The 12,343-nt window shown below is 59.3% G+C and carries 11 protein-coding genes; 4 read left to right on the top strand and 7 right to left on the bottom strand.

The window, feature by feature from the left end:
* The first annotated feature begins 36 nt into the window (after positions 1-36).
* A complete protein-coding gene (locus tag I6E74_RS06085; RefSeq protein WP_231601137.1) occupies positions 37-885 on the top strand; it encodes a hypothetical protein in 849 nt (282 codons plus the stop codon).
* Between the two features lie 123 nt (positions 886-1,008).
* Here the strand turns inward: I6E74_RS06085 and I6E74_RS06080 are convergent, their stop codons facing one another.
* The 7 genes from I6E74_RS06080 to I6E74_RS06050 all read right to left on the bottom strand — a co-directional run bounded on the left by I6E74_RS06080 (position 1,009) and on the right by I6E74_RS06050 (position 9,262).
* On the bottom strand, positions 1,009-1,332 hold the full coding sequence (locus I6E74_RS06080; protein ID WP_197123978.1) for a hypothetical protein: 324 nt from the start codon (positions 1,330-1,332) through the stop codon (positions 1,009-1,011).
* A 25-nt stretch (positions 1,333-1,357) separates the two neighbouring features.
* Complete coding sequence (locus I6E74_RS06075) at positions 1,358-1,795, bottom strand: hypothetical protein (RefSeq protein WP_197123976.1); 438 nt, start codon at positions 1,793-1,795, stop codon at positions 1,358-1,360.
* A complete protein-coding gene (locus I6E74_RS06070; RefSeq protein WP_197123974.1) occupies positions 1,792-5,754 on the bottom strand; it encodes an RHS repeat-associated core domain-containing protein in 3,963 nt (1,320 codons plus the stop codon). The genes I6E74_RS06075 and I6E74_RS06070 overlap by 4 nt, the downstream gene beginning before the upstream one ends.
* A 1,085-nt stretch (positions 5,755-6,839) precedes the next feature.
* The gene (gene mutM, locus I6E74_RS06065; protein WP_197123973.1) at positions 6,840-7,736 is read right to left on the bottom strand and encodes a bifunctional DNA-formamidopyrimidine glycosylase/DNA-(apurinic or apyrimidinic site) lyase; all 897 of its coding nucleotides are present in this window, start codon (positions 7,734-7,736) and stop codon (positions 6,840-6,842) included.
* A 5-nt stretch (positions 7,737-7,741) separates the two neighbouring features.
* A complete protein-coding gene (gene rnc / locus I6E74_RS06060) occupies positions 7,742-8,443 on the bottom strand; it encodes a ribonuclease III (protein ID WP_197123971.1) in 702 nt (233 codons plus the stop codon).
* Positions 8,444-8,468: 25 nt separating this feature from the next.
* Positions 8,469-8,672, bottom strand: a complete 204-nt coding sequence (rpmF, locus tag I6E74_RS06055; RefSeq protein ID WP_009772721.1) for a 50S ribosomal protein L32 — start codon at positions 8,670-8,672, stop codon at positions 8,469-8,471.
* 2 nt (positions 8,673-8,674) lie between these two features.
* Positions 8,675-9,262, bottom strand: a complete 588-nt coding sequence (locus I6E74_RS06050; protein ID WP_307784399.1) for a YceD family protein — start codon at positions 9,260-9,262, stop codon at positions 8,675-8,677.
* A 264-nt stretch (positions 9,263-9,526) separates the two neighbouring features.
* On the opposite strand from I6E74_RS06050, the gene I6E74_RS06045 reads away from it, so the two are divergent.
* From I6E74_RS06045 to I6E74_RS06035, 3 genes are read left to right on the top strand one after another with little or no spacing between them, the layout of a single operon-like run.
* Positions 9,527-10,531, top strand: coding sequence for a putative F420-0 ABC transporter substrate-binding protein (locus tag I6E74_RS06045; protein WP_197123969.1), 1,005 nt, complete (start codon positions 9,527-9,529; stop codon positions 10,529-10,531).
* Positions 10,524-11,534: a putative F420-0 ABC transporter permease subunit gene (locus I6E74_RS06040; RefSeq protein ID WP_197123967.1), complete on the top strand. Its 1,011-nt coding sequence runs from the start codon at positions 10,524-10,526 to the stop codon at positions 11,532-11,534. Before I6E74_RS06045 ends, I6E74_RS06040 begins: the two co-directional genes overlap by 8 nt.
* Positions 11,531-12,316 carry an ABC transporter ATP-binding protein gene (locus tag I6E74_RS06035; protein ID WP_197123965.1) on the top strand — a complete coding sequence of 262 codons (786 nt, stop codon included), beginning with the start codon at positions 11,531-11,533 and terminating at the stop codon, positions 12,314-12,316. Before I6E74_RS06040 ends, I6E74_RS06035 begins: the two co-directional genes overlap by 4 nt.
* Positions 12,317-12,343: the final 27 nt, after the last annotated feature.

Here is a 12,343-nt window from a genome sequence, read left to right as displayed (position 1 = left end):
AACGGCCTTCAGGCTTAGGGCGCGGCGACCGCAGTGATGTCGATGTACACCTCGTCGCGCATCATGCAGGATGCCATGCTCCCGAGCTTTGGAGGGTGGAGTCTCAGCGACGCCATCTTGCTCGACGGCCAAGCGACCGCCGACAATCTGCCGGCGCGCGTTGCCCGCATCCAGTATTCGTGGCGCACGCCGAACATCGAGATGGCAGAGCACGTGCTCGCGGTGCTCGACCGTAACGCTGAGCACGCTGGCGCTATGGCTCACTGCGACGTGGAGACCACGTGGGTGGCACGCAGCCGCCCCGGTCGCACCAACCACGCCATGTCGACCGTTCTCTACAACAACCTCGAAGCGGTGGGCGCCCCCCGCTACGGCGCTGACGCGATCGCTGTGGCACAAGAGATTCAGCGCAACCTTGGACTCGACGCCATGGAGAAGCCGTTCCTTGACGAGTGCGAACAGCTCATCACCCCGCAGGATGCCGAGAAGGCACTGCGGGAACACCTCGCTCCGTGGCAGCAGAACTGGACGAGCGACGACTACGTCGAGATGACGCACTACGCGCCGACCGTGCGCTTCTACGTCTCACGCCCCGCTCTCAAGCCTGCCCCCGGCAAGGGCGCCTACCCTGGCTGGGTCATGAACGCTCTCGGCGGCATCCCCGAGACAATCGACCCCACCATCGAGACCGCGGGCAAGACCGTCGCCGGAACGTTCATCGATCTGCTGGTTGACCCGGCGCTTCTCGCCGAAGCGAAGAGCGAGTTCGACCAGCGCGTCGCTGACGAACCGATGCCCGCCCTGCTTCCGGTGGACTTCCAGCCGCCGATCGATCTCCCCTGGCCCGACTACCGCCAGAACGGCGACGCGCGCACCTGGGGCTAAAACGCGCTCGCTAGATTGCCGGCATTGGCGATCTAGCGAGCTGCACCACGATTATGGTGTCGTGCTTGTTTGCTGCCGCACTGAAGACTCTCGAAAAGCGACTTGGTTTGGAATGGTGATGTGCTAGCCGATCCTCCGCAAGACGGCGTCGCCGACAATTTTTCCCTCGGGAGACAGGTCAAACCAGACAATCTCGCCTGGCATTACGAATGGATCGGGTTTGGCACTCCACTCCTGAGTGATGCGTCCAATTGACTCGATAGGCGAGCACGTCCAAGGCCTGTGGCTTTGTCCAACGATATCTCCCGGAACTATCAATCCTGCAAGAATCAAGCGCGCGATGAGGCCTAGGGCAAGATCGCGACGATCTTCAGCTAGATGAACGCCCGAGCGCCCCACGAAACTGATTACCTCAGCGGCGTGCACCCAGTCGTCGATGCCTCGCACCAGGAACTCTTCCTCCAACTACCATTTATTTTCGCCACCACGGTTTCTTTCTCGGGACAGTTGCATCGTTAGCGGCGACTGCCAGACGCGACAAGTACTCCCACAATTCGACGTAAGCCTCGCGCATTTGAGGCCCGAACCGCGTTGCAAGCGGAGATTCGTACCCGAGATACTCTATGAAAGACACGTTGATCAAGTTTTTCACCCAGATATTCGATGTCGCGTAACGGCTCTCAAAAAAACTCAGGAGTTTGTCGATCTCTTTGTCGTCCAACGAAATTTCGGCTCGAGCCGCAGCCCACCGCGCTACGTCGCCCATGAAAAGATGAGTAAGCAACTCACCGAAATCCTGAAGGTGCTGATCTAAGACCGCTTGCAGGGCTGGAACATCGTGAACGAGCTCGTGGATAAAGGGTGCGATCTCAGCAGTAGCGCACTTCATCGAATCGTCTGACAACATCATTTCCCCACTAGGACATCGAGAAGCTCGTTTCGCAGCATCGTAGCGACCCTGTAGTCAGAACTGCTCAGATTACCTCCCGCAATAAGGTTATTGAGCCCGTTGAGACTAACCTGTCCCTTGTAATTATGAAATCGCCCTTGAGTGGCGAGCCCCGTCAGCGCCTCGCTACGAATCGCATCTGCTGTCGTCCCATTCCCCACGCTTAGCGGATTTCGTTTCGCTGAATAGAGGTTTTCAACGATGTTGTCAAGCTTCGAATTGCCCACCACGGGCCGAGTGGAAAGTCTTTCGTACCGCACCGCTGTGTTTCCTATCGAAAGGATCTTGTCCACTCTGCCGATTCTTGCTGCTGCGGTCGCGACACCCGCGCCCAACGCGACATCGGTCGCGAGCGAACCTGCCAAGCTTCCACCGAAGTACCAACTGCCTTTATCGACCACGCAATTCAGCCCAACGGATTCCCTGAACAGGTCGGTGAACCCAAGGCTTGCACCATCCCCGAATCCCACTATTGCGCTCGTGGCGCCTGCCAGACTGCCTCGCATCATGCTCACCGCGAGAGGATCAACGACATCCGACACAAAGTCCCACAGACCGGTGGGATCAATTCTCAACAGCGGATTATTCGAGACATACGCGTACGGGTCACCTGTGAAGTACAGAGCGGGGTCGACTGTAAGGAACTGGCCCGTCCTCGGGTCATAGTCCCTCGCGCGCATGTAGATCAGACCAGTGTCGACATCGGTCAAATTACCGGAAAACCCGAATGCTGAGTCCCTAGTTCCGGTATGCGTTCGTTTACCGAACGGGTCATAAGCATTAGTCGAGGTGACCACGCCCGAGCCACTAGATGTCATCCGGGTCGAACCGATAAGGTCCGCATGCAAATAGTCAATATCGCCAGCACTATCAATCTGCGCGAGCGGAGTGTGCGATGGCCCGTACAGATAGCTAGTCGAGCCTGCTTCGACCAAGAGCGGCAGACTGCCGCTGACATCCCACAGGTATCGTGTAGTCGCCGCACCCTTCGTACGCGACTGTCGGAGATTGTCCCCATCGGCCGTGTAAGTGACCGCCGTTGCCGAGCCCGGCAACGTCACAGAATCGAGCGCATCGGCCGCGTTGTATGCGTAGCCCGTCGTCTGCGCAGGCGTGCTGCCTGAAGCTGCAACAATGGCGGATGTTCGAGCTCCGTTTGCGTCATATGCGAACGCGGTGCTCGCACCGCTGACCGGCTTCTGAGTGATAACTTGCTGAGCGGCGTTATAGGTGAACTTGGTACCGTCGGCGACCTTGGTGAGGTTCTTTCCTGGAGTGGCAGTGTAAGTGAGTTTCGCTGCGGTGCCGGACTTGGAGGAAGCGAGCTGAGAGATCGGATCGTAGGTGAATACCCGAGTTAGCGACGCTTTAATCGCATCGGCGCTGACATCCGAGGTGATTTGCCCAGCAGCATCGTAGTTGTAGGTATAAGTCCCCAACGTCTTTAACGGGGTTGCAGTCTTAATCGTTTTGGTCTGGCCCGCAGGGTCGTATATTCGTGATTCGGTGACAGCATTGGGAAGAGCCTGACTGGTGAGTTGTGAATCAGCCGACCAACCGAACGTAGTTGTTCTGTTCTCCCAGTCAGTCATCGAGGACATTTGTCCACCGGCGTCCCACGTGTAGTCGACAGTCTTCACCCCTGGATAGGTGAGGGCGCTCAGTTGATCTGCGTCGTCGTAGGCATAGCTGAGCGATCTACCTGCTGCGGTGTATTCGGTGAGGTTTCCCGACGAGTCGTAAACGTAGGTGGAAGTTCCTGACTCATCGACCATGCTTGTTCGGCGCCCAAGCTCGTCGTAGGCAACAACAACATCAGTTGATCCAGTCTCGCTGAACTGTGTTCGCGTACGCTGCCCGGCGTCATCGTAGGTGTAGGTAATGGAAGACGAATCAGGCGAAGTCACACGCGACGGGCGATTGGCGGCGTCATATTCGTAGCCAGTGACTAGCCCGCCAGGCTCTGTGCGACTAACCATGAGATTCGCGGAGTCATAGGCGTAGGAAGTCTGTTCCCCATCAGCATTGATGAGCAAGATTCGATTCCCGGCAGAATCGTAGGTGTACGTTTCGGAGGCGTTATTGGGGTACTCAATCGCAGCGAGTTCGCCGTCAGGCGTGTAGCGCATGGCCGTGTAACGACCGAGCGGATCAGTTACAGACTCAAGTGTTCCGTCGGCGTTCCATATTTGCAACGTTGTTTTGCTGTTGGCGTCAGTTTGCGTGGCAATATTGCCGTTCGGGTCGAACGTGCGGGATGTTATCGCGCCGCTAGGCGACGTAGTGGACACCTGTTGACCAGCTGCATCGTATGCGTTGATTGCAGTGCGCCCCAGGGGGTCGGTTGTGGAGACCAACTCTCCTCTGAGGTTGTAGCCAAAACTAGTCGTTCGACTAAGTGAGTCCACAACAGACGCAACCTGTCCACGAGGGGTGTACAGGAGGGTGGTGGTCTTTCCCCGCGCATTGGTTACTGCGACTGCCTCATCAGCAAGGTTGTAAATCGTCCCCGTCACCTGCTGCTTTGCATCGAGCGTTGAAACTAAATTGCCACGCTGATCATAGGTGAATGCGGTAGTTCGATTGATGGGGTCTGTGATGGATAAAACTCGGTCCATCGCATCGCGTGTATACGTGACGGACTCGTCGAGCCCGTTTGTCGTCGACACCACTCGCCCGGCGAGATCATATGCGGTCGCCTCAGTATGCGAGTTGGCATCTGTCGCGGAAACGACGCGACCTGCATCGTCGTAGAGGTACGTCGAAACATTTCCATTCGCGTCTGTCCAAGACGCGATCGAACCATCAGAATTGCGCGTCCAACTTTGGGTTCTTCCGCTCGGGCTAGAAGCGCTTACAACTCCACCGTTTGCGTCATACGACCAACTGGCCTCCCTCCCCAGCTGATCTCGCTGACTTATCAACTCGCTATTGAAGCTAAACCATCTCGTAACCACGGCTCCGCGAGGATCCTTAATGGACGTCTGATTCCCGCGCTCGTCGTACGTGTACGACGAGACTCGTCCCAGTGCATCGGACTGCCGGATCAGGCGGTTTTCATTGTTGTATGACATCCGGGTGGTAGCGCTTTCAGGCGTCCCCGCGGCCAGTGTCTGCGCGACGAGGAGGCCCTCCGAGTACTCATCGACGGTCAGGGATCCGTCAGGATGTTGAACCGTTGTTGTCGGAGGCGTGTATTCGAATGTGGTGACTCTGCCGACAGGGTCACTCTGTGACACAACGCGTGAATTGGTATCGTAGGTGTTCGTTGTAGTGGCACCCCCGGGCTTGATGACTTGAGTCAAGCGATGCGCGCCGTCATATACGTAGTGGGTCTCGCTGCCGTCCATACTCGTGACTGATACGAGGTTTCCCGCGATGTCGTACCCGTATTGAACTTGCCTGCCCGCATGGTCGGTCAGACTGGCCACGCGCGAGCCAGACCATCCGATGTCAATCCGGCGATCTCCTGAGCCGACCAGAGATGTCAGAACGCCATTCTGATCATGCTCAAAGCTAACGGTGTTGCCTCGCCTGTCGCTGACATTCACGAGTAGACCGTCAGGGCCAAAGTTGATAATTTCGTTCTGATTGCGTGTATAGACCCAATCGCCAAAGCTATAGAGCAACGAAGCGTTGATCCGAGCAGGAGCAACGTAAGAATTGGTGCTATCGAGAGCAAACTTGACGATCGAACCGTTCTCCTGAATAACATCCACCGCAACAGGCCGGCCGTTCGACGCCTTTTCAGAACTTGCAACCAGATGCGCTGAGAAGCTTGCATTCCAACCGAACCCGAACGGGCTTGAAACAGCTGCTAACGTCGATGAGTAATTGCGACCCACGACGACCCCCGGCCCTATGCCGCTTATCGCAAGGTCGGTCAAGGTCTCGTAATACTCACCATTGGACGTATTCACGGGGTCAGCTTGTCCGCACGCCTGGCTACAAGAACTCTGAGCTGGATTGTTCCCCCCAACTTTTTCGCCTGCCCATTGAGGTTCCCGCGGAGGTCCGGGTATCGCGAGTTTCGCAGAGATCCCGTTGATCGTCTGCCCTTGGAATGTCAACGAGACGGGAGTTGACGCCCGAATCGAATCGGCCTCTTCCCACCACTGGGTTTGGAAGGGAGTCGACGGAGCTACTACGCCGTTGTATCCGCGATATGAGTACGTGCCTCCGCGTGTCTCATAAGTTGTAAAGGCGACGAAATAAGGGCCAGTCACAAGTTCACGTGCGGCCCAAGTTCCATCTGCGGAGATGCGAGCGCTTGCGACTAAGCTACTTTCGCTGTCACGATTGCCCGATTGGTACAGCACGGCGTATCCGGCGAGGGGCGTTCCCGCGGTGTCTGTCATTCGACCAGTTATTGCGCCAGATGGACTCACGTCTTCGTCGTCCAGTACGAGGTTCTGGCCTTCCGCCAGGGCGAATCTCGTGCCAGTAAGCGGAGCGGCGCCCCCACCAAGAAACTGGGTCCGCGCGTACGTTTCGCCGACATTGCTCGAGTCGTAACCAAAGTGGAAGGCCAATGTGTACGTGCCGGGTGAGATTCCAGTAATTGCGTAATTACCGCTCACGTCCAGCGAAACTGTTCGGTACACCGGCACTACGTCTTCGACTCCGACCACTTGATACAGCGATACGGTGTTTGGTTTCCCCGGGTACACGTTCGGGGCCCCATCGATAAGTACATGCCCGGAGATGGTGCCTGTAGCAATTGCGTGTGCGGGCACAGTAAGCCCAAAGGCAAGTTGACCAATGACAAGTAAGAACGCCGTGGCGAGAACTATCGGACGCATCAGCGTATTCGCTCAACCCTCTGTCTGTGGGAATACGAACACCCGACATGAGAAAAATACAAGAATAGTTTCTTCTGCAACATAGCTGTGGATCGATTATTCTGCCCCACTACAGGGGTCAACGCCGCGGGAATCTTCAGCAGTCAGTCATAACTGACAGTGATATCTGCCACTAATCAAGCGCGATAGATCGCGAACAACCTTCAACGAATACGCTGGCAGAACTTACAGAAGTGCGAGCCGCGGTTCATAAAGTTCTCGCGCACGACTTCACGACCGCAGCGCGGACACGCCCGCCCCTGCTGGCCGTAGACGTTGAGCGAGTGCGCGAAGTAGCCGGACTCACCGTTCACGTTGAGGTACTGGGTGTCGAAGCTCGTGCCGCCCTCGGCGAGGGCCTTGGTGAACACCGCCCGCACTTCGGTGAGTAGCAGCACGGCCTTTGCACGACTCAGCGTCTCGGTGGGCTGGTTGTAGTGCACGCGAGCTGCCCAGAGAGCTTCGTCGACGTAGATATTGCCGATGCCGCTGATCAGGGTTTGGTCGAGCAGCGCCCGCTTTACCGTGGTGCGCTTGGCCTTCAACGAGCGCAAGAACTTGGCGTCGTCAAAGAAGGGGTCGAGGGGGTCACGCGCGATGTGCGCCACTTGGCTCGGCACCGCGAATGCTGGCTGATCAACAGTGGGCAGCATGCTGTCGATCGCCATCGAGCCGAAGATACGTTGGTCGACGAAGTTGAGTCGCAGTGCGCCGTGGTCAGGATGATCAAGTTCGATGCGGATGCGCGTGAGCCGGTCATCCGTGCTCCGATCGCGCAAAAGCACTTGCCCGCTCATCCCAAGATGCGTGACGAGCGCTTCACCGTGAGCCTCCGCGCTGTCAGCCGCGTCGCTGTCGGCGAGGGGAAGCCACATGAACTTGCCCCGGCGCTGAGGCGTCAGAAAAGTGCGACCGGTCAGACGGTCGATAAAATCTTCACTCGGCCCCTCATGGCGACGCAGAGAGCGCTCGTCGAAGACGGTGACGGATGCCGCCGTCGCGCCGGTAACGGCCGGTTCGAGCCCCGCGCGCACAACTTCAACCTCGGGAAGTTCGGGCACGCCAGTTACTTCGCTGCGGCTTGGAGGCTAGTCCAGGCCTCGAGCGCTGCGGCCATTTCGGCCTGCTTCTTGCTGGAGCCGATACCCGTCGCGATAACTTCATCGTCGAGGCAGACACTCGCATGAAAACGCTTGGAGTGATCGGGGCCGCTATCTTGAATGCGATAGTCAGGAGCCCCACGCCCGATCTGGGCGGCGAGCTCTTGAAGGCTCGTCTTGGGATCCATCGCTGCCCCAAACCGTTCCGGATCGGCAAGCAACGGGGCGACGAGGCGAAGGACGAGCGCGGTGGCTTCGTCCCCGCCGAGGTCGAGGTAGGCGGCACCGATGATTGCCTCAACGGTGTCCGCCAAAATGGACGGCTTTTCGCGGCCGCCCGTCTGCTCTTCTCCCTTGCCGAGGCGAATGAACGCGCCAAGGCCGATCAGGCGCGCAATTTCAGCGAGCGCTACAGAAGAAACGAGACTAGCCCGACGCTTGGCAAGGTCTCCCTCGTCGAGCTCCGGGTTATCGCGATACAGCTTGACCGTTACTGCCTGGCCAAGAATTGAGTCACCAAGAAATTCGAGTCGCTCGTTGTGCGCGATTCCGCCGTTTTCGTACGCGAAAGAGCGGTGTGTCAACGCAAGCGTGAGCAACTCGGGGTCAATAGCGACCCCGAGCACAGCAGAGAGCTCAACCGGTGAGGCAGAGCCCGTCATCGCCATTTCGACTCGAGAATGTGAAGACTAGTTAAACGTCAGCGACCTTGCGGCCCTTGTACTCCATGTACAGGGGCGTGCCAGCGGAGTCTTCGACTACCTTGGCGCGGTGCGGCAGGCTGTAAACAGTCTTGCCGTTTTCAACGGTCTTGACGAGGGTGGGAGGGGTTGCCTTCCACTGGGCGCGGCGCATGCGGGTGCTGGCCCGCGACATCTTGCGCTTCGGTACTGCCATGGCTAACTCTTTTCTTCTTGGGTCTCAGGTGAATCGTTCGCGTCGTGCGAGTTCTGGTCATGCGAGTCTTGCGTGAAATCTTGGAGGCCGGCCAACGCTGCCCAGCGAGCATCGATGGGCGCTTCGTGTTCGTGTCCTGGATTATCGAGCAACCGAACCCCACACTCGGGGCACAGGCCAAGACAATCCTTTTGACAGACCGGCTGGAACGGCAGTGACAACACTACCGAATCCCGCACTACAGGTTCTAGATCGATGTATTCGTCGATAACCGTGTAGTCGAAAGCTTCGTCCTCAGAATACGCGAAAAGTTCTTGAAACTCGACTCGGACAGGCAGGGTGACGTCAATGAGGCAGCGAACGCACTCCGCTTGGGCTTTGCCCGACACCACAGCATCCACAAGAATGCCATCGTGGAGTGACTCAAAACGGCCCTTGACGGACAGTGTCGAACCCTTTTCTACCCCAATAACAGCGGTACCAAAGGTTTCGGGTACGACGACCTGAATGGAGTGCTCTCTCATCTCGCCGGGGCGGTGAATGAGATCGCGCACCAACACGGCATACGGACTCTCGTTGATTCTAGACACGATCGTCGATTCTACCCCCGCAACGGCTCCCCTGTCGCCCCCGGTCAGCAATCGCTCAGTCAGCTAACCCACGGATGAGCACGCCAGACCGCGTGGGTCGGTGTAGGCATGAGGCTTTGTACCTCTCTAGACTGGTGCGACAGACCCGTGCGCTTGGTATGGCGTGGTTGGTTTGCCCAGGATTGGGCTGCCGGTCTTCTCGAAACACTTTTCGTTCTTTGTGGCGCATTCTCGCGCCCATTCACCCGTTTCTTGGAAGGCTCCATGTCTGCACTGTCTCGTTCCGTTTTGTCCCGTTCCGCGTTCTCCCGCACCGCGCTGCTGGCAGGCGTCTCTGTTCTTGCGTTGAGCGGATGCGCTGCTGCCGCTGACGAGACCGACGCCACGTCGCCCGATGCTGCGACGCAATCGGTTGAACTCAGCAACTGTGGCTTCGATGTCACCTTCGACTCGGCCCCCGAGCGCGTCATCACGATCAAGTCGTCAACAACCGAGATGCTTCTGGCGCTCGGCCTCGGCGATCGCATCATTGGAACCGCGTTTCAGGACGGCCCGGTGCCCGAACAGTGGGCATCCGATGCTGCGGGCCTGACCTCGATTGCTGAGCGCGTGCCGAGCGAAGAAGCCGTTCTCGATCTCGAGCCCGACCTTGTCTTTGCCGGGTGGGAATCAACGTTCAGCGCTGACGGCGCCGGCGAGCGCGCCGACCTCACTTCTCTCGGCATCAACACCTTCGTGGCTCCCTCCGCCTGCCAAAGCGCAGAACAGCCTGAACAGCTCAGCTTCGACAACGTCTTCAGCGACATCGAGACGGTTGCCTCGATCTTCCGCGTGGATGCCACCGAGATCGTCGATGAACAGCGAGCACAACTGGCCGCGATCGATGCCAATGGTGACTCCCGCACCGCTCTGTGGTTCTCTTCAGGGTCCGACACCCCGTATGTGGGCGCCGGCATCGGAGCACCGCAACTGTTGCTCGATACCGTCGGGCTGACCAACATCGCGGCCGACATCGACTCCACGTGGGCTCCCTTCAACTGGGAAGCCGTCGTTGACGCCGACCCCGACTTCATTGTGCTCGTGGATGCCGCCTGGAACACAGCCGAGGGCAAAATCGACATTCTCGAGACCAATCCCGCAACCGCTAACCTCAGTGCTGTGAAGGCTGGCCGTTACCTCGTGGTGCCGTTCGCGGCGAGCGAGGCTGGCGTGCGCAGTGTTGAAGCTGCCGAAAGCTTGTCGGCCCAGATTGCGGAGCTCGATGGCTAAAGTTTCTCCGCTCGCCTTCGGCACCGCGCTGGGGATCGCACTTCTCGTGTCGATCACCATCGCGGTGACGATTGGCCCTGCCGACATCCGCTTCGATGAGGTGTGGCGCTCGATTGGGAGCCACCTCGGCATCGGAGTGAGCCCGCTCACGGAATTGCGGGATGGCATTGTGTGGCAGTTGCGCTTGCCTCGAGTGCTCACCGCTGCGGCGGTGGGTGCGGGGCTCGCGCTGAGCGGTGCGGTGATGCAGGCGATTACGCGCAACCCGCTCGCCGACCCGTATTTGCTCGGGCTGTCATCGGGCGCGGCGTTGGGCGCTGTGTCTGTGATCGTGCTTGGCGCCGCCGTATTGCTGCCGTTGGCTGCCTTTGTGGGAGCGTTGCTCGCGTTGACCCTCACGTTGCTGTTGGCGGGATCCCTCGGCGCGATCACCCCGTCGCGCACGGTGCTCGCGGGAATCGCCGTCTCGGCGCTTGCCTCGGCGATCACAAGCTTTGTCATTTTCTGGAGCGTCGACGGCGACTCCTACCGGGAAGTGTTGTCGTGGCTGCTCGGCTCCCTCAGCGGAGCCCGCTGGCCCGCGGTCGGCATCACCATGGTTGCCATCATCGTGATCGGCATCCCCGTGATGCTCACGGGACGACTGCTCGATTCCTTTGCCTTCGGCGACGTGCAGGCAGCGTCGCTCGGGGTGAACGTCAGTGCCACCCGCTGGGGACTACTGGCGGCATCCGCCCTCGTCACCGGCGCCATGGTCTCGGTAAGTGGATCGATCGGCTTCGTCGGGCTCATCCTGCCGCATGCTGTTCGACTGCTCGTCGGGCCCGGGAACCGCGCCCTGCTCCCCCTGAGCGCCCTCCTCGGCGCCGTCTTTCTCGTCTGGGCCGACACCCTTGCGCGCACACTCTTCGACCCGCGCGAGATTCCCGTCGGCATCGTCACCGCCATGATCGGTGCCCCCATCTTCGCGTTCCTCCTCACCCGGCGAAAGAGCTCAACATGAGTGACGACACCGGCCTTGTCGCCGAACGAATCCGGGTCACTATCGACGGCACCCTGCTCATCGACAACGTCGACTGCACAGTAGCGCGAGGCTCCCTCAGCGCGCTCGTCGGCCCAAACGGTGCCGGAAAATCCACCCTGCTGCGAGCGCTGACCGCCGTGCAGGCTCCGGCATCCGGAACCGTCACGTTCGGCAACGCCGACCTGCTCGGGATGCCGCGTCGCCAACGCGCGCGCCTCGCCGCGTTTGTGGAGCAAGACGCCACCACCGACTCCTCCCTCACCGTTGACATGGTCGTGAAGCTCGGGCGCCTGCCGCACCAATCGCTGTGGGAGGCCCACTCCCCCGAATCCACTGCCGTAGTGACGGCAAGCCTCGAGACCGTGGAAATGACCGCGTTCCGCGAACGCGAATTCCAGAGCCTCTCTGGTGGAGAGAAGCAACGCGTCATGCTCGCCCGTGCCCTCGCCCAAGAACCGCAACTGCTCACCCTCGACGAACCGACCAACCACCTCGACATCGCGGCCCAACTCGCCGTGCTCGAACTGCTGTCGAGCCTGCGCACCACGGGCGTGACGGTGCTGGCCGCGCTGCACGACCTCTCCCTCGCGGCGAGCTACTGCGACAACATCATCGTGCTGTCCCAGGGCCGCGTCGTGGCAGCGGGCGCGACTGAAACGGTGCTGACCGAACAGCTGATCGCTGACGTGTATGGAGTGACCGCATCCATTCTGCGCAATCCGGTCACGGGCAAGCCTGTCATCGGGTTCAGCCCGGCGTAGCCCCAGCCCACCAGAGATCTAGGCAAC

Origin of the sequence: Salinibacterium sp. SWN139, assembly GCF_015864625.1 — a bacterium.
Taxonomy (GTDB): Bacteria; Actinomycetota; Actinomycetes; order Actinomycetales; family Microbacteriaceae; genus Rhodoglobus.
The sequence above is the reverse complement of the archived record's forward strand: the minus strand, read 5'-3'. Positions and strand labels throughout refer to the sequence as shown.

What these genes read in the sequence shown, in the direction of transcription:
- I6E74_RS06085 (WP_231601137.1), top strand. Translation starts at nt 37, where the DNA reads ATGTCGATGTACACCTCGTCGCGCATCATGCAGGATGCCATGCTCCCG.
- I6E74_RS06075 (WP_197123976.1), bottom strand. Translation starts at nt 1,795, where the DNA reads ATGATGTTGTCAGACGATTCGATGAAGTGCGCTACTGCTGAGATCGCA.
- rnc (WP_197123971.1), bottom strand. Translation starts at nt 8,443, where the DNA reads ATGGCGATGACGGGCTCTGCCTCACCGGTTGAGCTCTCTGCTGTGCTC.
- rpmF (WP_009772721.1), bottom strand. Translation starts at nt 8,672, where the DNA reads ATGGCAGTACCGAAGCGCAAGATGTCGCGGGCCAGCACCCGCATGCGC.
- I6E74_RS06045 (WP_197123969.1), top strand. Translation starts at nt 9,527, where the DNA reads ATGTCTGCACTGTCTCGTTCCGTTTTGTCCCGTTCCGCGTTCTCCCGC.
- I6E74_RS06040 (WP_197123967.1), top strand. Translation starts at nt 10,524, where the DNA reads ATGGCTAAAGTTTCTCCGCTCGCCTTCGGCACCGCGCTGGGGATCGCA.
- I6E74_RS06035 (WP_197123965.1), top strand. Translation starts at nt 11,531, where the DNA reads ATGAGTGACGACACCGGCCTTGTCGCCGAACGAATCCGGGTCACTATC.